Here is an 18,367-nt window from a genome sequence, read left to right as displayed (position 1 = left end):
TATGCGCTGCGTCTTTTTTGATATTGATGATACCGTTTATGATCAGTTTTTGCCCTTCAAGTTGGCTTTCAAAGGCGTCTTCGGCCATCGTTTCGATGCGCTGAATCTGGAACGGCTTTTTGTTTGCAACCGGGCTCGCAGCAACGAGGCATTTGAGATGGTGGCGCGCGGAGAATTGACGAAATCGGAAGTGTATGCCTATCGCATTTGCAGGGCTTTTGAAGACTGCGGCGCTTCCCTGTCTCAAGAAGATGGTTTGGCCTTTCAGGCAGCTTATGCCACGGAGCGACAAAAGATTGTATTGCTTCCGGGTATGGTGTGTATTTTCGATCATTTACAGGCAAAAGGCGTGCCAATGGGGATCATTACCAACGGACCGGAAGCCCACCAGATGCGCAAAATGCAGACACTAGGCCTTGAAAAATGGATTGCGCCGGAGTATTTTTTGATCTCCGGGGAGGTGGGCGTCGCCAAACCGGCTATCGCTATTTTCAGAGAGGCAGAACGGCGATTGGGTGTGCCGCCGAAGGCCTGCACCTATATCGGCGATGCCTATGCCATTGATGTGGTGGGAGCGAAGCGCGCAGGCTGGCGTGCCATTTGGCTGAATCGTCGGGAAGATGCAATCCCGAAAGACGCGGTGTATTTTCCGGATCACGAGGTGAAAAACGAAAGCGCATTGGCGCAACTGCTTTTAAAATAAACAATCAATCAGCATATAAAAAGGCAATCTCATTGGAGGTTGCCTTTTTGGTGTGTTGTTTGTTTATTTTATAAGGAGGGTTAGGCTTCTTTGAAGAAAAGTTTCAAATCGTCTTCGACGGTGCCGATGCCGGTGATGCCGAAGTTTTCTACCAGCACGCTGACCACATTGGGCGAAAGGAAAGCCGGCAGAGTGGGGCCGAGGTGGATGTTTTTCACACCGAGAGAGAGCAGGGCGAGCAGTACAATCACGGCCTTCTGTTCGTACCAGGCAATATTATAGGCGATGGGCAGAGCATTGACGTCGTCCAGACCGAAAATTTCCTTGAGCTTCAAGGCGATGAGAGCCAGCGAATAAGAGTCGTTGCATTGGCCGGCGTCAAGCACGCGGGGAATGCCGCCGATATCACCGAGGTCGAGCTTGTTGTAACGATATTTGGCGCAGCCGGCGGTTAAAATTACGGCATCCTGTGGCAGGGCTTTGGCAAAGTCTGTGTAGTAGCTGCGGCCCTTTTGGCGGCCATCGCAGCCAGCCATGACGACAAATTTTTTGATGGCGCCGGATTGAACGGCTTCGACGATTTTATCGGCCAGGGCAAAAACCTGTTCGTGGGCAAAACCGCCGACAATGGCACCGCTTTCGATTTCAGTCGGCGCGGCGCATTTTTTCGCGTGTTCAATGATAGTCGAGAAGTCCTTGACTTCGCCTGGTTCTCCGGGAATATGGGGGCAGCCCGGGAAGCCGGCAGCACCGGTGGTGTAAAGGCGGCCTTTGTAGCTCGCTTTGGGCGGAACAATGCAGTTGGTGGTCATCAGAATCGGCCCGTTGAATTTTTCAAACTCATCTTTCTGTTGCCACCAGGCGTTGCCGTAATTGCCGGCAAAATGGTTGTATTTTTTAAAGGCCGGATAATACTGGGCCGGCAGCATTTCAGAGTGGGTATAAACATCGATGCCGGTGCCGGCGGTTTGTTCGAGCAGCATTTCAAGATCGCGCAGGTCGTGGCCGGAAATCAGAATGCCTGGATTTTTGCGCACACCGATATCCACAGTGGTTATTTCGGGATTGCCATAGGCTTCGGTGTTGGCACGATCGAGCAGGGCCATGCCGTCGACGCCGTATTTGCCGGTTTCCAGGGTGAGGGCGACGAGGTCGTCAACACTTAAACTGTCATCCAGCGTTTTGGCCAGCGCTTCCTGGATGAAGGCATCGACTTTGGCGTCGGCTTTGAGTAGAGCGTTGGCGTGTTTGCTGTAAGCCGAGAGTCCCTTGAGGCCGTAGGTGATGAGTTCACGGAGGCTTCGGATATCTTCATCCTTGGTGGCAAGGACGCCGATTCTTTCCGAGGTGACTTTGGCTTCAAACTGATCGGCCGGCGCGTTCCAAGCGGCCGCGTCCGGAAGATCGACAGCCGCCTTGACCTGGGATCGCAAGGCTTCTTTAACGCGCAGTGTTTCTTCGATGCGGGCAACGATGGCTTCTTTATCGAAGTTAGCATTGGTAATTGTGGTGAACAGGTTGACGGTGACCAGACGGTCAACCGTTTCGCTGACAGGTTGGCCTTCGGCACGCAGCTCGGTGGTGATGGCCGAAAGCCCTTTGGTGACGTAAATCAGCAGATCCTGCATAGCGGCGACATCGGGTTTTTTGCCGCAGACCCCGGAGACGGTGCAACCGGTGCAGCCGGCTGTTTCTTGACATTGGTAACAAAACATTTGATTTTGAGTGGACATTCGATTTCCTCCTTGCAAGTGCATATGATTGATTTAACGACTTTATTATATGGACAGGGGAAAAAGAAAACCGTTGTTCTAACAACGGAATAAAAAAATACAGATCGTTATGCTGTAACAAGAAAATAAAGGAGGGAAAAATGAGTCGCATTAAAATCAAGCGCATTTATGAACAGCCGGAGGATACGGATGGAAAAAGAATTCTGGTGGATCGTCTGTGGCCGCGGGGTATGTCAAAGAAAAGGGCTGCCTTGGACAGTTGGGCAAAAGAAATTGCGCCCTCACCCGATTTGCGAAAATGGTTCGGGCACGAGGCGAAAAAATTGAATGATTTTGGAAAGACCTACCGCGGGGAATTGACACGAAACCCCGATGCCGCGGCATGGGCTTCAAAGATTGCAGATTGGTTAAAACAGGGGGATGTCACCCTGCTCTATGCCGCCAAGAACCCGCAGGTCAATCATGCGTTGATACTAAAAGATTGGCTTGAGCAGAAAATTTTAAAGATCGAAATTTAAAACAAAGTGACTTTTCTCGGTGATGAGCAGTCCTTCATCCTGCATTTTGGAGAGCTCATGCGAAAGGGCTGAACGATCGACACTCAAATAATCGGCCAGATGCTGCCGATTGAAGGGAATGACAAAATCGTTGGTGTTTTTTTTCTGCGCGACAAAGGAAAGATAGGAGATCAGGCGACCGCGGATGGATTTGCTGGAAGTGTGAAAAATGCGCCGGGACAGATGCAGGTTTTTCTGGGCGGAGATCATCAGCAAATTGTGAATAATGGTGTGACGGCGATTGGCAATGATGGTATCGTGGGAGCAATCAAAGAGATGTTCTGTTTGTAAAAATAAAACAGTGGATTTTTTCTGGGCGATCACATCGACCATGAGCGGCTCGCCGGGAAGAAGCGCATAGGTTTCGGCAAAAACCGATCCCGGGGCGATATTGGCGAGAACGGACGTATTGCCCCAAAAGTCATTGTTTTCAATGCGCACAGATCCCGAAAGGACGAGTCCGATGGCGTCGGCGGGATCGCCGGCCATGTAGATCACGGCCTCGCGGTCATAATTTTTGATGCGATATCCGAGATTGGAAAGCACTTTGGGAATGGCATTCGGTGCGATGCCGTGAAAGAGTTTGGTTTGAGAGAGAAAATCAATATCCAAGTCATGTCCCTTCTTTTGGCTGCAAATTAAAAAAGAATGGTTTTATGTTGGCAGTACAACTTTTATCAGCAGCCTCATTGTATTATACTAATTAATAGAAGTCAAAGGAGAATTCTCGACCGCGGTCGGCTTTGCATCAGGCCGATGGCAAGAGCGGGGTTTCTCAAAAGGAGGAAACAAATGAAATGTGTCGTGAAAGATGGTTGCATCGGCTGCGGCGCTTGTGAAGCCGTCTGTCCGGAAATTTTTTTCATCAACGATGAGGGTTTGGCGGAAGCCAGAGACATCGAAGTACCGGCGGACGTCGCCGAATCGGCGGAAGAGGCAATGGACGGCTGCCCGGTAGGCGTGATTGAAGAAGCATAATCGAACGTGCTGATGCCCGGATGGCATTCGGAAATTTTTCCGAATGCTTTTTTGTATGCCGAAAACCATGCGTTAGACGCGTGGATGGGTTTCTTTGCAGACCATGATTTTACATCCGCTGATTTTTGTTGTACACTATGATTAAATCAGTGACCAGAGAATGGACATTGGTGAAAGTCTACTAAATAAAAAGTCAAGCATTATTTTAAAAAATCAGGAGGCAGAGCGGAGCACCGTGCTTGGAGGCTTTGTTACTGTCATAATCCACTTTACCGGACTGGTTCACACCCGGATCAACGCCGGCATAAGCAGTAATGGCAGACCTGTGATCAAAACGGGAGATGTCCCCGATCTCAGCCATAAGCTGAGGTCCATCGGTTTTGTTCACACCATACATGGCCATGACAGTTTAGGATCATCTGCTTGTAAACCGGATCCTTGGCGACAGAGGGAACGAGTTCCTTTGCGGATTCAAACAGCTCCTTAGGCTTTTCCGGCTGGATATTATAGCCATGATGCTTACAGAAGTTCTGATACCGTTCTGTGAAAGCCTTTAGGCCGATCTTGCGGACACAGTCAACATGCCGACGTAATCGATCCGTTTCTCACTGCCATCAGAGCGTATGGGACTGCTGAACAGCTCATTTGCGCTTGTGTATTATCCATCGCTGAATGCTGACGCAGAAACGGCCACTTGTCAAGCGCATACTGAGCGATTTTCTTGGCATCGGCCGGATCAGACTTGACCTTATAATGGCCGGTTGTCTCCATGACGACCCGTGTTTCACCATCCAGGCTTCTGACATAAGAGACAAGTTCAGAAAGTTCTCTGACAGAGTGACGGACATGAAAAGGCTTATGCACGATTTCACCTGCGAGTCGTAGGACTGTAACCGTGCTCTTGCCTTTTGAAACATCAATGTCAACAGCGTTCAACATAGAAAAACACTTCTGAAGAAAAATAATGCGATGGGCCAAACATTCCTCACCGCTTATTCAATCTCCCGGGGTATCAAGCGAACACACGGGATGCGGTTCAACCTGCGTAAACCGAACAGCTGCGAATAAGTGGATGGCAGACAGGCTTTCCGACGGATGTAAAGTCCAAGGAGGAATCCGTCCGAACCAATGCCACTACATTCTAACAGCCTTAGCAATGAGAGGATCATATCCCAACTGGCTGTTGGGATATATGACCACTACACTTTTATATTAGGAGGAGGGCTATGTGAAAAAGATAAAAAAAACGCGAACAGAGTTGCCTGACGATAGAGAACGGACAAGCTTGTGGGCGTTATACAATACGTTTTTTAAAATCGGGATCATGATGTTTGGCGGCGGGTTGGCTATGTTGCCGATCCTGCAGCGGGAAATTGACGAGAACAAGCATTGGGCGACCGAAACGGAGCTTGCCGATTATTATGCCATCGGCCAGTGCACGCCGGGGATTATCGCGGTGAACACGGCGACCTTTGTGGGCAATAAAAAACGCGGTGTGATCGGTGCTATTGTGGCGACCCTCGGCTTGGTCTCGCCGTCGCTGCTGATTATCATGACATTAGCGGGTATTATCGAAAAATACGACGATTTGCCGATTGTTCAGGATGCTTTTGCCGGAATCCGCGTGGCGGTGGTGGTGCTGATCTTTAATGCGGTGGTAAAAATCGGCAAAACATCAATCATCGATATCCCAACCCTGCTGATTTTCATCGCCGTGGCGGCTGGTTCCTTATTTATCGATGTATCGCCGGTGGTCTTTGTGCTTATTGCCGCGGCAGCGGGCATTGTCATCACAAAGATCAAAGCGCAACGTTCGCGTTTGTCAAAAGGCGGAGAACAATCATGATGTATTTGCGGTTATTTTGGGAATTTTTCAAAACTGGACTGTTTTCGGTTGGCGGCGGGTTGGCGACCCTGCCCTTTTTGAAAGCCATCGGTCAATCGACAGGATGGTTTACCCAGAGCCAGCTGGCGGATATGGTGGCGGTGTCTGAATCAACGCCGGGTCCGATGGGCATCAATATGGCAACCTATGTGGGCTATACCGTCGGCGGGGTGCCGGGGGGCATCATTGCGACCATTGGCGAGGTTGCCCCGGCGATTGTTATCATTGTCATTATTGCAGCTTTTCTCAAAGCTTTTGAGGATAATGAATATGTGAAAGCTGGTTTTTATGGCCTGCGACCGGCCTCGACCGGACTGATTGCAGCCGCAGGGCTTTCGGTGGCAGGGATTGCTTTGTTTAAAAGCCACAAAGTGTTAACCTGGCACAATTGGCTGGGACTGATCAATATTCGCGCTGTGATTTTTGCCATTGTGCTGATTGTGGCAACCCGATGGATCCCTAAAGTTAAAAATTGGCATCCGATCTTATTTATCGCGGTGGCCGCTGCGGTGGGGATGCTGCTGCATTTTTCCGGCTGATTTGATGGATAAAAATAGCGCAAAATAAAAAAACCGAACCTTTTGAGTTCGGTTTTTTTTATGGGTGTCGATCATCCTTAAATCATGTAGAAAAATCATGTAGAACCAGCTGTCGTCGAGAGGGATTTCTTTGGAATTGACACTGCCATTGGGTTTTTGGTTGTAATTATAGGAAAGTTCCTGGTTTTTAATGGAAACGCGGGCGCCTTCCGGAATCGAAGTGGTGATAAAGGCGTTACGCCGATTACAGCGTCCTTGCCCACAATGGTATCGCCACCGAGCACCGACGCTCCGGCGTAAACCGTTACGTTGTCTTGAATGGTGGGGTGGCGTTTGATGGCTTTCAGTTCCTGCCCGCCCTTGGTGGAGAGGGCGCCCAAGGTCACAACCTTGATGAACCTTCACATGATCGCCGATGATGGTGGTTTCGCCGATGACGATACCCGTACCATGGTCGATGAAGAAATATTTGCCGATGGTTGCCCCAGGATAGATATCGATGCCGGTGACGCTGTGCGCATGCTCGGTCATCATGCGGGGGAGAATTGGAATTTTGAGCAAATACAATCGTGGGCGATGCGGTTCACTAGGGTGGCATAAAGCCCGGGGTTTTTATAATAGCCCGGATAGATGATGATCATCAGGCGACGAATCAACGCGAGCACATCATCCTTATCCGGGTGATCATAGGGGAGAAGTTGATCGATCTTTTTGTTTTCGCCATAATCGAGCATGAGCTCATTGGTCAGGCGGTTAATTTTTTCTTTCATTTCGGAATGCTTCGGACTTTTCATAATTAAACGTTTGGAATCTTTCTTAATTGTGCATAGGCACTGGATGTTCACATAGTCAGAGGTTTGGATGGGATGAATTGTAAATGATGATAAAAGTTTTGTCAAATCAATTGGCCTGAATGAATAAAAATAATGCTTGTCAGCTGCAAGCAAATGCGATAGAATAAATTCCGTTATTAAATCAATCACCAAGGCTGTGAAGAAACAAAGTAGATCAGTGTGGAATCTTTTAGAGAACGTCCGGTTGGTGCAAGGGCGCAAGATCTGGCTGAGTCGAATACCTTTTGGAGCCGCTGACCGAAAGCCATGCCAGTAGGATCAGACGGGTGCGCCCGATATTGCGCTAATGTGTGCTGGCACATGAAGAGGCATTGGCTGCGAAGTCAGTGCGAATTTGAGGTGGTACCGCGAATGCTCGCCCTCTGTTTGTTTTTGCAGACAGGGGGGCTTTTTATTGAACACAAAACAGAATACAAGAAAAAGAAACGGAGGATAACGATGAAAATTTATGAAGAATTGGTGGCGCGGGGGCTTATCGCACAGGTGACGGACGAACCGCAGATCAAGGAACTGATCGACAACGGCGGGGCGAAATTTTATATCGGTTTTGACCCGACGGCGGATTCGCTGCATGTCGGGCATTTCATGGCGCTTTGCCTGATGCGCCGGCTGCAGCAGGCCGGCAATCGTCCGGTGGTGCTCATCGGCGGCGGGACCGCCCATATTGGGGATCCTTCAGGCCGAACTGATTTGCGTCAGATGATGACAACCGAAACCATTGCGCACAATGTCAAATGTTTTAAAAAGCAGATGAGCCGCTTCATTGAGTTCGGTGAGGACAAGGCCATTCTGGTGGATAATGCGGATTGGCTGCTCGACTTGAATTACGTGGATGTGATCCGGGATATCGGCGCTCATTTTTCGGTGAACAATATGCTGCGGGCGGAATGCTATAAGCAGCGTCTTGAAAAAGGGCTTTCCTTCCTGGAATTTAACTATATGATCATGCAGGCGTACGATTTTTATCATCTGCATAAAGCATACGGCGTGAACATGCAGTTCGGCGGCAACGATCAATGGTCGAATATGCTCGCCGGGACGGAATTAATTCGCCGCAAGCTTGGCGAAGATGCCTACGCCATGACCATTACGCTGCTGCTCAATTCCGAAGGCAAAAAGATGGGCAAGACCGCCAAGGGGGCCGTTTGGCTCGATCGGGATAAGACCTCGCCCTTCGATTTTTATCAATACTGGCGCAATGTGGACGATGCGGATGTCATGAAATGTTTGAAGATGCTCACATTTTTGCCGCTGGATGAAATTGAAGCGATGGCAAATTGGCCGGATAAGCGCATCAATGAGAAGAAGGGAATCCTCGCTTACGAATTGACAGCCCTGGTTCACGGGGAAGACGAAGCGAAAAAAGCGCAGCATACGGCCAAAAGTCTTTTTGCCGGCGGCGGCAGCGACGCCGATATGCCGACATCGGAAATCGGTGAAGATGTGCTGACAGAGGATGCCATCGGTCTCATTGATCTTCTGGTGACCACGGGACTGGCGCCATCCAAATCGGAAGCGCGCCGCCTGATCAAACAGAATGGCATCTCGGTGGACGGTGCAAAAGTCAACGATCAGAATGCCAGCATTGGCCGCGATCGCCTGGCAGCAGGCATCACGGTGAAAAAAGGGAAAAAGATTTTTAGAAAAGTGATTTTAAAATAAATACCAAGCGACCAAAAATCTGATATGTACCCTTTTTACTGGATAGCCAGTGAGGAGGGTATTTTTATTTGGTTTTAGTCAAGTTGAGCAAAAGAGTTTTTCGAAGGGAAAAACGAACGAAAAAAAATAAAAATCCACCTGCTATACGAGTGAAGACAAGTCGTTATACAAAGGAATCACCTTTAGGCTACAATAAAAGGAGCCCAAGCCAAAACAGCAGATAGAGAGGCGATTTTATGGCGAAGCAATCAAATTCGCTGGCACACACGAAACGGCTGCGCAAATATCATATCGTGTTACCAATAGTATTCTCAATCACACGGACACATATTACAGGTCAGGTGGAAAAACGATACAATCAAGCATGGAGCAACAGGTCATGTCAAAAAACGGACGCTGAATAACATGACAGAACTGGCAATACCGCTCAATGATAAGATTATGCGCTTCCTGTTTGATAATAAAATCGTGGAGCAACGTCAAAATGGCGATATTGTTCCAATCCACCAAAAAACCTTGTTGCGGTGTACTGAACTGGAAATCGTCTCGACGTATAATGCGGAACTGCGTGGAATCTGCAACTATTATTCTATGGTTAGCAATTTCTGCAAGCTGAATTATTTCGCTTATCTCATGGAGTACAGTTGTTTGAAAACTTTGGCAGCAAAGCATAAATGCAGTTGCGGACAAATAAAGGATAAGTACAAGGACGGTCAAGGAAAATGGGGCATCCCTTATATGACGAAGAAAGGTGAGAAGCGGTGCTACTTTGCCAAGTATTCTGAATGTAAAGGAGCAAAAAACGCGTCTGACAAACTGCCGGATGCGGTGGTTTTGCACACCTCTATAAAAACGACCTTTGAAAGTCGTCTTGCCGCAAAAACCTGTGAGCTATGCGGGACAACTGATGCAAAAAGCTATGAGATTCATCACGTTCACAAGGTGAAGGACCTGAAAGGAAAGGAGCCTTGGGAACAGGTGATGATAGCTAAAAGGTGAAAGACAATGGTGTTATGCAAAAGCTGTCACTATAAGATTCACGGCAGAGTTCTCAATGAAGGAGCTGTAATAGCGAGCCGTGTACATCGAGAGATGTAAGCACGGTTTTGGGAGGGGTCTGTGCAAACCTGCCTTAGCAATGGGGTAAGGCTGCACTTTCCTACTCTACTTCATCGCGCAGATCATGACCCAAAATCCCCCGTGCGCGTGGCGGACGACATTGATGAAACGGCCCTGTCCTACTCCGAGATCAAGGCGCTGGCCACCGGCAACCCGTTGATTATCGAGAAATGCAACCTGGATATGGAGGTGGACAAGTTAAACGTGCTGAAGGCTAGCTACCTGAGCCAGAAATACGCGCTGGAGGAAATGGTGCTCAAGAAATACCCGCAGATGATACTGGACTTAAAGCAGCGCATCCTCGGCTATGAGCAGGACGCGCATCTTGTGGAACGGCACCCCAAACCGAAAGAGGGCTTTGCAGGTATCACACTTATGGGAAAAGAAATCGCGGAAAAGGAGGCCGCGGGCAAGGCGATCATCGACGTGTGCACCACTATGACGGACTCCGGGACTGCCGAGAGGATCGGTGCGTACCGGGGCTTTTTCCTTTCTATCACCTATGACGGCGCGAAGAACGAGTACCAGATGCACCTGAAAGGGGCGCGCTCCCACACGGCGGTGCTGGGCGCGGATGTGTTCGGCAACATCACCCGTATTGACAACGTGATCGACGGGATCAGCGGAAAGCTGGAAAAGGCGCGGGCTGAGCTTGCCGACACTGAGACACAGATGGAAAACGTCAAAGTCGGGATGAACGCGCCTTTTGCAAAGGAGGCGGAGTTGAAAGAAAAAGAGGCGCGGCTGAAGGAACTGAATATCCTGCTCAACATGGATGAAAAGGACCGCTCCCTGATCGACGAGGCTCCGGAGGAAGAACCGGAGCCGGTGAAAGCCCGGAACTGCGCCCTTACACGATGAGACAGGAATTTATTAAGAATGAAGGAGGATGGCTAAACGTTGATATGCGCATTATAAAGAGAATTTTACAGTGAGATTTATGTCACTATAAATGAGAGGTAGATATATCCTGTCTCTTACATATCCCACAGTTGCCGGAAGGAACAGGGATGCTATGCTAAAAAGAAAAAGGAGTGTATGACACTATGAAAAATGAACTGTTTACCGACCTTCTCCAGCGCATGGAGGGAGAATACCCGGAACTGGAAAACGATATGCTGCTGGAACTGCGTCAGAAAGATGAAGAATATGAACATATCCATGAACAATTCTATGACATGGAGGAACAGTACCCCTTCATCATGGAGGTTTTGGAGGGAAAAGGCCGGGTTACGCTGACCGAAGAAGAACATGCCATCCTGTTGGAATATATAGCCCTGTACCGGAAGATGGACGAAAAAGAGCGCATCCACATCTACTTCCGGGGGCATACGGACGCACTGGCGTATTTTAAAAAGACAGGCATGGTTTGAAAACAACAAGATGCAGGAGCATCTCTTTGTGATGTTAGTGCAGTTGTGTTGTCTCTTTCGAGGCTTCCTGTATCAGTTCATGGATCTCATCCACGGAAAAATCTAAGACTGAGAGCTGCCTGATATAGTCTTTTGCCAATGCGCGACGAGCCAACTGGATAAGTTCCTGATGCTCAGTGACTGTTCGGCCAGTAGTCCGCTGGGTAATTAGTAGTCCCTCCGACTTCAGCAGCGCCAGTGCTTTTTGCATTGTATTAGGGTTCACTGCTGCTTCCCGTGCCAGTTCCCGCACGGACGGAATATGTGAGTCCCAGGGGGATATTCTCCCCTCAGAATCCGCAATTTGATTATCTTTGCTATCTGTAGATAAATAGGCAGATCAGAGGTAAAAGACCAGGGCATTTTTCTCACTTTCTTTCGGCCTGCTGGTGCATTAGAACACGAATACAACTTGAGCCATTTGAGGTTGATGGAAACGATAATGTATCCAGCATAGCCACAGGATACAGGACGATTATCAAGAAACTATCATGTTTCCAGGAAAAACCACAGGTTTATAGAAATACGGCGACATCTCCGGAAAGATACCGGCTCTATTGACTTTGGGTCGGTATGCCGATATAATAAGGGCGTACAGAAATGGAGGTGTCACTATGGATTTACAGACACTGCTCGATCAGCGCCAGATCACAAAATACCATCTCTCCAAGGTCAGCGGCGTTCCCAAGACCACGATCATGGATATATGCGCAGGCCGCAGCGAGATTGAACGCTGCTCGGCAAAGACTGTCCAGCAGCTTGCAAAGGCGCTGGGCTGTACGATGGAGGATATGATGGAGCTGTCCTCGCCGTATGACAGCAAGACAGGGCTGCCAAAGGATCAGTCCTATTTTGAGTGCGACCTGCCGCCCTTCCTTGCGGCGTCCATCGAAGCGATGAAGAAAGCGCAGGCGAAGCTGGATCGTGGCGAAGAATACTATGATTGGGATTGTGACTTTTGCGATCTGCAATCCAGCATCAATGTGGCAGAGGTGGAACAGATCATAAGCCCTGACCAGGCGTGGTATCTCAGGGAAAAATATTTGGGACTGGAAAGGGTGTAGCCGATGGAATACATTGATTTTACAAACTTGAAGCAGAGGAAAAAGACCTACGCAGGCGCGAATGGAAATAAGATTTCCGTTATTTATGAGGGCGAACAGTACATGCTCAAATTCCCTGCCTATGCGAGGCGGAACAAGGATATGAGCTACACAAACGGCTGCTTCTCAGAGTACCTCGGCTGCCGGATTTATGAGAGCATCGGCGTCCTCGTGCAGAAAACCCTGCTCGGTACATTCACAGTCAGGGGCAAGGAGAAAGTCGTCGTGGCCTGCAAGGATTTCACGGAGCCGGGCGTGACGCTCCAGGACTTTGCCTCCCTGAAAAACCGAATGATTGACTCGGAGCGGCAGGGCTATGGCACGGAACTCTCCGATATTCTGCAAACCATAGAGGAACAGCAATTAGTAGATCATGACAGTTTGCTGGAACGGTTTTGGGACATGTTCATCGTGGACGCCCTGATTGGGAACTGGGACCGCCACAACGGGAACTGGGGCTTCCTATACGATGACCGGAGCGACGAAATGACCCTTGCCCCGGTCTATGACTGCGGTAGCTGTCTGTACCCGCAGGCGGATGAAACTATCATGGAGCACGTCCTGACGGACCGGGCACAGCTCAATAAGCGGATTTACGACATTCCCCTTTCGGCCATCAACGTGGACGGGAAGAAAATACGGTATTTTGACTTCATTTCCTCCCTGCAATATGAAGGTTGCAACGAGGCGTTAAGACGCATCCTGCCACGGATTGACATGGAAAAGATAGGGGCGATCATTGAGCAGACGCCGTTTATCAGCGATTTACAGAAGCGGTTTTATATGACTATGCTGACAGAACGAAAGGCGCGCATCCTTGATTTCAGCCTTGCGGCTTTGGAGAAGAATGCAAAGGCATGATGGGCGTACAGACGTAGCAGGGTATCTGATCAACAAATCGGAATTGCCATATGAAGGAGCGAAGGAAATGCTGCTCGTGGATAATGTAGAGAATAAAGGGTTTCTGCGGGAACTGCTGAAATCGATGTATGACGAACTTCCCGCACCAAAGAAAAAGAAATGAGGATAGAGCATGGCATTTGAAACAGAAAGACTGATTTTGCGTCCATGGGAGGAGAGCGATGCAGAGGAATTATATAAATACGCCAATCATCCTGACGTTGGTCCAATTGCAGGCTGGGCTGTTCATACGAGCGTGGAAAACAGCCGGGAGATTATCAAGGGAGTGCTTTCCGAGCCGGAAACCTACGCAGTTGTTCTTAAAAAGACGAGGAAGCCTGTCGGCAGTATCGGGTTGATGCTCGGCAAGGCAAGCAATATCGGTATCCCTGACACGGAAGGAGAAATCGGATACTGGATTGGTGTGCCTTATTGGGGTCAGGGTCTTATCCCGGAAGCTGTCCGAGAAATCATGCGGTATGGATTTGAAGAACTGAACCTCAACAGACTCTGGTGCGGATATTTTGACGGCAATAAAAAATCAAAACGCGTGCAGGAGAAATGTGGATTCCGTTATCACCATACGGCGGAGAATGTCCCCTGCGCTATGGAAGGCATTCTTCGAACAGAGCATATTACCTGTTTGACAAAAGAAGAATGGATCTCAATGCGATAAATCGGAAGTTGTGGAGGGAATCATAGTGAATGAATTTAGCGAATATGTACGTGAGTCTTTTTCTACAGTCGGTGATGTTGTCATAAAATCCATGATGGGCGGATACCTTGTGTACCTTAACGGTAAACTGATAGGTGATATTTGCAATAATGAACTGTTTTTAAAGAGAACGCCGACATCGGACAGACTGCTTACAGATTCCGAACTGCGTTATCCTTATGAAGGTTCAAAGACGCTGATGCATGTATTCGACAAATTTGAGGATGCGAATTTGATTGTAGAATTACTGGGAGGCATGTATACGGAACTGCCCGAGAAGAAACCCAAGAAAGCTAAATGAGACAAACAATCTTCAGTTTGTGAGACTGAATTATGATTAAATTCTTTGGAAAAACCATGATTTAAGAACTGAAGAAGGCGTAATAACAAAAATAGGATATGTAGTTATGCTGGTATCCACTGTTTTTGGACTGTGTGTATTTTTTGCAGGAAGATATTTTTACGGAAAATCGCTGCAAGAGAAAAGACGATCCTTGACCATATCAAGAGCAAGAAAATGATTGTATTAAGGTATGCAAGAGAAACAATCGGATCAACAAACAGTAATTTGCCGGAGGCAATATGATGGATAATTATATCAGAGAAACACGAATGCTTGATTTCTCTAATCCAACAATTCAAAAACTCGTTCAAGATAAAAAATGGAAAGAAATGAGTGAATTTGACCGCATTAAAGCAATCTATAATTATGTCAGAGATGAGATTCTCTTTGGTTATAATGTGGATGATGCTATTCCCGCTTCAAGAGTTTTAAGGGATGGTTACGGTCAGTGCAATACCAAAGGAACATTGTTTATGGCGTTGCTTCGTGCATGCGATATTCCGTGTCGAGTTCATGGTTTTACGATTGATAAGAAACTTCAAAAAGGAGCTATGACAGGATTTGTCTATAAGAAGGCTCCGCAGAATGTTTTTCACAGTTGGGTAGAAGTCTTTTTTGAAGAAAAGTGGTATGAATTGGAGGCATTCATCCTTGATAAAGATTATCTGAATAAGCTGCAAAGTATCAATAAAGACTGTAACGGAGCATTTTGCGGATACGGAGTTGCAGTCAGTGATTTCAAAAATCCTGTGATTGATTTTAATCGGAATAATACATACATTCAGAGTGAAGGGATCAATCAGGACTTTGGTGTCTACGATTGTCCGGATGATTTGTTGAAAGATCATCATCAGGAATTATCACCGATAAAGAAATTTGCGTACAGGCATTATGGCAGACACATGATGAATAGGAATGTGAGAAAAATACGAAATAAGAAATAATTAGTATAAATTTCAATTTGCCGAAATATCTTTCTAACTTTCCCCATTTTACAGGTTTTTCATCCTATTCATTAGTGAAATGATATGTATTTTCCCTTATTTTTGCCCTTATGAGATAATTGCAAGGGAAATAAGGGAAAGTTTTATTTAGTCATTGCCTGCCACTTTATCAAGCAACCTTGCAGATTCCCGTTTGGCTTTTCTTGTGGAATGAGCATAGACATTCATGGTGGTACTGACATCGGAGTATCCTAACAGTTCCTGCACATCCTTTGGTGTTGCTCCGTTTGCCAAAAGGTTGCTTGTGTAGGTGCGTCGCAACTGGTGGAAATGGAATTCTTCAAATTCCTCCAGCTTCTGAGAAATCTTCCTGCAAACAATTCCTAATGTGCTTGACCGTTCCAGACTTCCATCCGGTCTTAAGCAGACAAAGGAGATTTCTTTATGATCCTCAGGAACTTTCTCTGTTCCATCCAGATGATAGAACTCATAGTAAACTCTGTTTTTATCTTTTACTTCTCTGTAGTAGTTCCTGTGATAAAGTTCGCCATACTGCATCCGGTTTTTAAGTTGCTCTTTTCGGGCATTGCAGCGTATCTCCAAAATCAACAATCCTTACTTTCTTTCGCTTGGTCGGTCCGATGATGTTCTTGTGTCTTGAACCATCATAGCGGATGCTCTGTCTGATTGTAAGACACTGTTCTTCAAGATTTACATCCTGCCATGCTAGACCACAGGCTTCCCCAATACGAAGCCCCGCATAATAAGCTATCTGGATTGGAAGTATTGCCGGTGGGTTGTAGTCTTGTAGAAAGTCAATCAGTCTTTCATAATCCTCTCGTGGAATCGGTTCTCGGCCGTCCGATTGAGGAGGAAGATTTACCAAACCTGATAGGCTTTTAAAAAGACAGGAAGCAAACGGAAAGTTTTTCTCAAAAGCGATGCAGAAAGAAATGGTTACAGACATGGAGAAAGTGTAATGGCAGAGGGAGTGGGTTTTCCATTTCCTTCATTGAATTTTGATGAAGGGCGCACTTATGGACAACCAGAGGTCGTCCGTATAAGTTTGCCACAGGTAGCAACCGGTCTGCGCTTACGCTTGCCGGGCTTGTTCCATCGGCGGGGCTTTCAGCCGGAAATCAATTCCGGATACGGCAGAAAAGGGGAATCGTATCATCGCGATATTTCAACTTTACGGTAAAGATTGTCGAGCGCAATAAAGGAAAATCTGTCATATCTGCATCGGCATATCTTAATGGAGATGTGATGAAGAATGAAGAAACAGGCAGAATCAGCTACTACACTTCCAAAAAGGAAGTCGTCTACACTAGCCCGATGATGTATGAAAATGCACCACTTGAATGGCTATATGTACCGGAAGAAAATATAAAAAGATTTCAGCAGTCTATCCGTTATAAAAGAGCGGATGATAGGAAATCTGCACTGGAAAAATTCAAGATCACGTTTCAGAAACAGCGATTGTGGAATGAAGTTTTGAAGATAGAAAAAAATGCAGATGCACGGCTTGAACGCTCATTTGAATTGTATGAAACAATGATGTTTCTGCTGTTATGGTATTCCTTATCAGTTACTGCTTTTCAGATGATACAGTTAAAAGTATTTATATATTAAAACTGCCCATGTATTTGAAAAAAGTGAAGTTAAGGTGCGGGAATGCTGCAACTGCGGACATCGCAAGTTTCCGTAGCATAATCACTGCGAGTAATATACCATTGATATCTTGTGATGTAAACAGTATTTTCATCTAGTGTACTGTATTCAGCATCCAGCTTTCAAAGGAGCAGATATTTTCATCCGCAGAAATAAAGTTTTCCAGTTGTTGCTCGAACTCCTGAATTGCATCACGATGATTTACATTCGGATAGCGGTTTTGAATCGCATAACAAATCCTCGGCGGAGGTGATGTCTTAAGCTTATAAAATGTCAGATTAGGGTTGGAGCGCATAGCTCCCCTTATGACAGACATTGGTGCAATTCCCCATAGATTCCCGCAAATGTACCGCTGTAGCATAGAACCGGTGTTAACCGTCAACATCGGGTGGACTGCCGGACCAAAATGACTGTCATGCCAGCTCTGATAATCTAATCCCCAATTCAGAAAAACCTCATTCCCAGGATTCAATTCAGAATTTTGTATATTATCGTGATATGGACTATTCTTATCACAAATCAGATACATCAATTCCCGGTAAATCGGATTACTAACAACATCCGGATAGTTAATTCTGGAAAATACAAATCCGATGTCAGCTACACGGCTTTCGACAAGCGAATAAATTTCATTGGAATGGTGTGTCCTGATATCTAATCTGGTATTCGCATTATCAGCACTGTATTTTGAAAAAAAGGACACGAAGGTATAGTTATTAACGGCATCCACGCTGGCAATGGTCAGTGTCTGTATATTATCCATGCTTTTTAAATGTTGTGTATCCTTCCATAGGGATGCCCATTGGCTCGCAATAGGAATAAATGTGTGTCCGTAGTTGGTAAGTTCAATATTCCGATGCCCTTTTTGACGGATCAGAAGCTGAACCCCCAGTTCTGTCTCAAGCTGTTGCATCCGTGAGGATATCGTAGATTGGGAAACATACAGGTATTTTGCGGCGGCAGATATGCTGCCATAAGTAATTACAGTCAGGAATGTTTCTATTTGTTCATAAGTCATAGACAGTAATCTCCTTTCGGTGTGTGACATAAGCTAGACACTACAGATTTTATATAATTCAGCCTGGGTTCAAGCTCTGACTGAGTCATGCCATGCACTCTGAAATATCGAATATGTAGATATTTTATATCAAATATATTTGTTTTACAAGTAGTATTCTGAATGATATATTGTAACCACAACAAAGAGTTGTTGTAACAATTCAGTACTGAAATAAAGATGGAATCATAA

The 18,367-nt window shown here is 46.7% G+C and carries 24 protein-coding genes, 2 pseudogenes and 1 other annotated feature; of the genes and pseudogenes, 17 read left to right on the top strand and 9 right to left on the bottom strand.

Annotation, left to right across the window (positions count from 1 at the left end):
* Position 1: 1 nt before the first annotated feature.
* Positions 2 to 703: an HAD family hydrolase gene (locus V3C63_RS04400; RefSeq protein WP_329886597.1), complete on the top strand. Its 702-nt coding sequence runs from the start codon at positions 2 to 4 to the stop codon at positions 701 to 703.
* Between the two features lie 80 nt (positions 704 to 783).
* Here V3C63_RS04400 and hcp read toward each other — a convergent pair whose 3' ends face one another.
* A complete protein-coding gene (gene hcp, locus V3C63_RS04395; RefSeq protein ID WP_329886596.1) occupies positions 784 to 2,436 on the bottom strand; it encodes a hydroxylamine reductase in 1,653 nt (550 codons plus the stop codon).
* A gap of 140 nt (positions 2,437 to 2,576) precedes the next feature.
* On the opposite strand from hcp, the gene V3C63_RS04390 reads away from it, so the two are divergent.
* Positions 2,577 to 2,954: a DUF488 domain-containing protein gene (locus V3C63_RS04390; protein ID WP_329886595.1), complete on the top strand. Its 378-nt coding sequence runs from the start codon at positions 2,577 to 2,579 to the stop codon at positions 2,952 to 2,954.
* On the opposite strand, the gene V3C63_RS04385 is transcribed toward V3C63_RS04390, so the two are convergent.
* Positions 2,937 to 3,605 carry a Crp/Fnr family transcriptional regulator gene (locus V3C63_RS04385; protein ID WP_329886594.1) on the bottom strand — a complete coding sequence of 223 codons (669 nt, stop codon included), beginning with the start codon at positions 3,603 to 3,605 and terminating at the stop codon, positions 2,937 to 2,939. The genes V3C63_RS04390 and V3C63_RS04385 overlap by 18 nt on opposite strands.
* A 180-nt stretch (positions 3,606 to 3,785) precedes the next feature.
* Here V3C63_RS04385 and V3C63_RS04380 point away from each other — a divergent pair, with 180 nt between their 5' ends.
* Positions 3,786 to 3,971, top strand: coding sequence for a ferredoxin (locus V3C63_RS04380; protein ID WP_329886593.1), 186 nt, complete (start codon positions 3,786 to 3,788; stop codon positions 3,969 to 3,971).
* A 205-nt stretch (positions 3,972 to 4,176) separates the two neighbouring features.
* Here the strand turns inward: V3C63_RS04380 and V3C63_RS04375 are convergent, their stop codons facing one another.
* Entirely contained in the window at positions 4,177 to 4,374 is a 198-nt protein-coding gene (locus tag V3C63_RS04375) for a transposase (protein WP_329886592.1), read from the bottom strand.
* Between the two features lie 173 nt (positions 4,375 to 4,547).
* On the bottom strand, positions 4,548 to 4,949 hold the full coding sequence (locus V3C63_RS04370; protein WP_329886591.1) for an IS110 family transposase: 402 nt from the start codon (positions 4,947 to 4,949) through the stop codon (positions 4,548 to 4,550).
* 259 nt (positions 4,950 to 5,208) lie between these two features.
* Here V3C63_RS04370 and V3C63_RS04365 point away from each other — a divergent pair, with 259 nt between their 5' ends.
* Both V3C63_RS04365 and V3C63_RS04360 read left to right on the top strand, forming a co-directional pair.
* The gene (locus V3C63_RS04365; protein WP_329886651.1) at positions 5,209 to 5,817 is read left to right on the top strand and encodes a chromate transporter; all 609 of its coding nucleotides are present in this window, start codon (positions 5,209 to 5,211) and stop codon (positions 5,815 to 5,817) included.
* Positions 5,814 to 6,395: a chromate transporter gene (locus V3C63_RS04360; protein ID WP_329886590.1), complete on the top strand. Its 582-nt coding sequence runs from the start codon at positions 5,814 to 5,816 to the stop codon at positions 6,393 to 6,395. The genes V3C63_RS04365 and V3C63_RS04360 overlap by 4 nt, the downstream gene beginning before the upstream one ends.
* A gap of 168 nt (positions 6,396 to 6,563) precedes the next feature.
* Here the strand turns inward: V3C63_RS04360 and V3C63_RS04355 are convergent.
* Positions 6,564 to 7,012: pseudogene (locus tag V3C63_RS04355) on the bottom strand (serine O-acetyltransferase); the annotation flags it as partial.
* A 364-nt stretch (positions 7,013 to 7,376) separates the two neighbouring features.
* Positions 7,377 to 7,615, top strand: a binding site (T-box leader).
* Between the two features lie 72 nt (positions 7,616 to 7,687).
* Here V3C63_RS04355 and tyrS point away from each other — a divergent pair.
* From tyrS to V3C63_RS04335, 4 genes are all read left to right on the top strand, one after another.
* Positions 7,688 to 8,911, top strand: a complete 1,224-nt coding sequence (gene tyrS / locus V3C63_RS04350; protein ID WP_329886589.1) for a tyrosine--tRNA ligase — start codon at positions 7,688 to 7,690, stop codon at positions 8,909 to 8,911.
* A gap of 405 nt (positions 8,912 to 9,316) precedes the next feature.
* Positions 9,317 to 9,910, top strand: a complete 594-nt coding sequence (locus V3C63_RS04345) for an HNH endonuclease (RefSeq protein ID WP_329886588.1) — start codon at positions 9,317 to 9,319, stop codon at positions 9,908 to 9,910.
* 120 nt (positions 9,911 to 10,030) lie between these two features.
* Positions 10,031 to 10,891 carry a hypothetical protein gene (locus V3C63_RS04340; protein ID WP_329886587.1) on the top strand — a complete coding sequence of 287 codons (861 nt, stop codon included), beginning with the start codon at positions 10,031 to 10,033 and terminating at the stop codon, positions 10,889 to 10,891.
* Positions 10,892 to 11,076: 185 nt separating this feature from the next.
* The gene (locus V3C63_RS04335; RefSeq protein WP_329886586.1) at positions 11,077 to 11,403 is read left to right on the top strand and encodes a DUF6664 family protein; all 327 of its coding nucleotides are present in this window, start codon (positions 11,077 to 11,079) and stop codon (positions 11,401 to 11,403) included.
* Positions 11,404 to 11,437: 34 nt separating this feature from the next.
* Here V3C63_RS04335 and V3C63_RS04330 read toward each other — a convergent pair whose 3' ends face one another.
* Positions 11,438 to 11,668: a GntR family transcriptional regulator gene (locus V3C63_RS04330; RefSeq protein ID WP_329886585.1), complete on the bottom strand. Its 231-nt coding sequence runs from the start codon at positions 11,666 to 11,668 to the stop codon at positions 11,438 to 11,440.
* A gap of 388 nt (positions 11,669 to 12,056) precedes the next feature.
* Between V3C63_RS04330 and V3C63_RS04325 the strand changes: the two genes are divergently transcribed.
* The 6 genes and pseudogenes from V3C63_RS04325 (at position 12,057) to V3C63_RS04300 (ending at position 15,447) form a co-directional block, all read left to right on the top strand.
* Complete coding sequence (locus tag V3C63_RS04325; RefSeq protein WP_329886584.1) at positions 12,057 to 12,506, top strand: helix-turn-helix domain-containing protein; 450 nt, start codon at positions 12,057 to 12,059, stop codon at positions 12,504 to 12,506.
* A 3-nt stretch (positions 12,507 to 12,509) separates the two neighbouring features.
* Positions 12,510 to 13,406 (top strand): HipA domain-containing protein, encoded by an 897-nt coding sequence (locus V3C63_RS04320; protein WP_329886583.1) that lies wholly within the window; start codon positions 12,510 to 12,512, stop codon positions 13,404 to 13,406.
* Positions 13,407 to 13,446: 40 nt separating this feature from the next.
* Positions 13,447 to 13,569: pseudogene (locus tag V3C63_RS04315) on the top strand (TfoX/Sxy family protein); the annotation flags it as partial.
* Positions 13,570 to 13,578: 9 nt separating this feature from the next.
* The gene (locus V3C63_RS04310; protein WP_329886582.1) at positions 13,579 to 14,121 is read left to right on the top strand and encodes a GNAT family N-acetyltransferase; all 543 of its coding nucleotides are present in this window, start codon (positions 13,579 to 13,581) and stop codon (positions 14,119 to 14,121) included.
* A gap of 25 nt (positions 14,122 to 14,146) precedes the next feature.
* Positions 14,147 to 14,461 (top strand): TfoX/Sxy family protein, encoded by a 315-nt coding sequence (locus V3C63_RS04305; protein ID WP_329886581.1) that lies wholly within the window; start codon positions 14,147 to 14,149, stop codon positions 14,459 to 14,461.
* A 284-nt stretch (positions 14,462 to 14,745) separates the two neighbouring features.
* The gene (locus V3C63_RS04300; RefSeq protein WP_425355348.1) at positions 14,746 to 15,447 is read left to right on the top strand and encodes a transglutaminase-like domain-containing protein; all 702 of its coding nucleotides are present in this window, start codon (positions 14,746 to 14,748) and stop codon (positions 15,445 to 15,447) included.
* A gap of 147 nt (positions 15,448 to 15,594) precedes the next feature.
* Here V3C63_RS04300 and V3C63_RS04295 read toward each other — a convergent pair whose 3' ends face one another.
* Positions 15,595 to 16,059 (bottom strand): tyrosine-type recombinase/integrase, encoded by a 465-nt coding sequence (locus V3C63_RS04295; RefSeq protein WP_425355341.1) that lies wholly within the window; start codon positions 16,057 to 16,059, stop codon positions 15,595 to 15,597.
* Positions 16,013 to 16,414 carry a tyrosine-type recombinase/integrase gene (locus V3C63_RS11755; protein ID WP_425355340.1) on the bottom strand — a complete coding sequence of 134 codons (402 nt, stop codon included), beginning with the start codon at positions 16,412 to 16,414 and terminating at the stop codon, positions 16,013 to 16,015. Before V3C63_RS11755 ends, V3C63_RS04295 begins: the two co-directional genes overlap by 47 nt.
* Before the next feature lie 12 nt (positions 16,415 to 16,426).
* Between V3C63_RS11755 and V3C63_RS04285 the strand changes: the two genes are divergently transcribed.
* Together V3C63_RS04285 and V3C63_RS04280 are read left to right on the top strand one after the other, a co-directional pair.
* Positions 16,427 to 16,648 (top strand): hypothetical protein, encoded by a 222-nt coding sequence (locus V3C63_RS04285; protein WP_425355339.1) that lies wholly within the window; start codon positions 16,427 to 16,429, stop codon positions 16,646 to 16,648.
* The gene (locus V3C63_RS04280) at positions 16,615 to 17,079 is read left to right on the top strand and encodes a DUF6040 family protein (RefSeq protein WP_329886650.1); all 465 of its coding nucleotides are present in this window, start codon (positions 16,615 to 16,617) and stop codon (positions 17,077 to 17,079) included. The genes V3C63_RS04285 and V3C63_RS04280 overlap by 34 nt, the downstream gene beginning before the upstream one ends.
* A 133-nt stretch (positions 17,080 to 17,212) precedes the next feature.
* On the opposite strand, the gene V3C63_RS04275 is transcribed toward V3C63_RS04280, so the two are convergent.
* Positions 17,213 to 18,136, bottom strand: coding sequence for a LysR family transcriptional regulator (locus V3C63_RS04275; RefSeq protein WP_329886579.1), 924 nt, complete (start codon positions 18,134 to 18,136; stop codon positions 17,213 to 17,215).
* Between the last annotated feature and the right edge of the window lie 231 nt (positions 18,137 to 18,367).

It is taken from the genome of Pseudoramibacter faecis (genome assembly GCF_036289405.1).
In the GTDB taxonomy this organism is placed as follows: Bacteria; Bacillota; Clostridia; order Eubacteriales; family Eubacteriaceae; genus Pseudoramibacter; species Pseudoramibacter faecis.
This window is presented reverse-complemented; position numbering and strand designations above follow the sequence as displayed.

Bases quoted from the DNA above. Each gene is read 5' to 3' on its own strand.
- V3C63_RS04275 (WP_329886579.1), bottom strand. From the start codon at position 18,136: ATGACTTATGAACAAATAGAAACATTCCTGACTGTAATTACTTATGGC.
- V3C63_RS04300 (WP_425355348.1), top strand. From the start codon at position 14,746: ATGGATAATTATATCAGAGAAACACGAATGCTTGATTTCTCTAATCCA.
- V3C63_RS04310 (WP_329886582.1), top strand. From the start codon at position 13,579: ATGGCATTTGAAACAGAAAGACTGATTTTGCGTCCATGGGAGGAGAGC.
- tyrS (WP_329886589.1), top strand. From the start codon at position 7,688: ATGAAAATTTATGAAGAATTGGTGGCGCGGGGGCTTATCGCACAGGTG.
- V3C63_RS11755 (WP_425355340.1), bottom strand. From the start codon at position 16,414: ATGTCTGTAACCATTTCTTTCTGCATCGCTTTTGAGAAAAACTTTCCG.
- hcp (WP_329886596.1), bottom strand. From the start codon at position 2,436: ATGTCCACTCAAAATCAAATGTTTTGTTACCAATGTCAAGAAACAGCC.
- V3C63_RS04345 (WP_329886588.1), top strand. From the start codon at position 9,317: ATGACAGAACTGGCAATACCGCTCAATGATAAGATTATGCGCTTCCTG.
- V3C63_RS04400 (WP_329886597.1), top strand. From the start codon at position 2: ATGCGCTGCGTCTTTTTTGATATTGATGATACCGTTTATGATCAGTTT.
- V3C63_RS04360 (WP_329886590.1), top strand. From the start codon at position 5,814: ATGATGTATTTGCGGTTATTTTGGGAATTTTTCAAAACTGGACTGTTT.
- V3C63_RS04335 (WP_329886586.1), top strand. From the start codon at position 11,077: ATGAAAAATGAACTGTTTACCGACCTTCTCCAGCGCATGGAGGGAGAA.
- V3C63_RS04380 (WP_329886593.1), top strand. From the start codon at position 3,786: ATGAAATGTGTCGTGAAAGATGGTTGCATCGGCTGCGGCGCTTGTGAA.
- V3C63_RS04390 (WP_329886595.1), top strand. From the start codon at position 2,577: ATGAGTCGCATTAAAATCAAGCGCATTTATGAACAGCCGGAGGATACG.
- V3C63_RS04375 (WP_329886592.1), bottom strand. From the start codon at position 4,374: ATGGCCATGTATGGTGTGAACAAAACCGATGGACCTCAGCTTATGGCT.
- V3C63_RS04320 (WP_329886583.1), top strand. From the start codon at position 12,510: ATGGAATACATTGATTTTACAAACTTGAAGCAGAGGAAAAAGACCTAC.
- V3C63_RS04285 (WP_425355339.1), top strand. From the start codon at position 16,427: ATGGCAGAGGGAGTGGGTTTTCCATTTCCTTCATTGAATTTTGATGAA.
- V3C63_RS04325 (WP_329886584.1), top strand. From the start codon at position 12,057: ATGGATTTACAGACACTGCTCGATCAGCGCCAGATCACAAAATACCAT.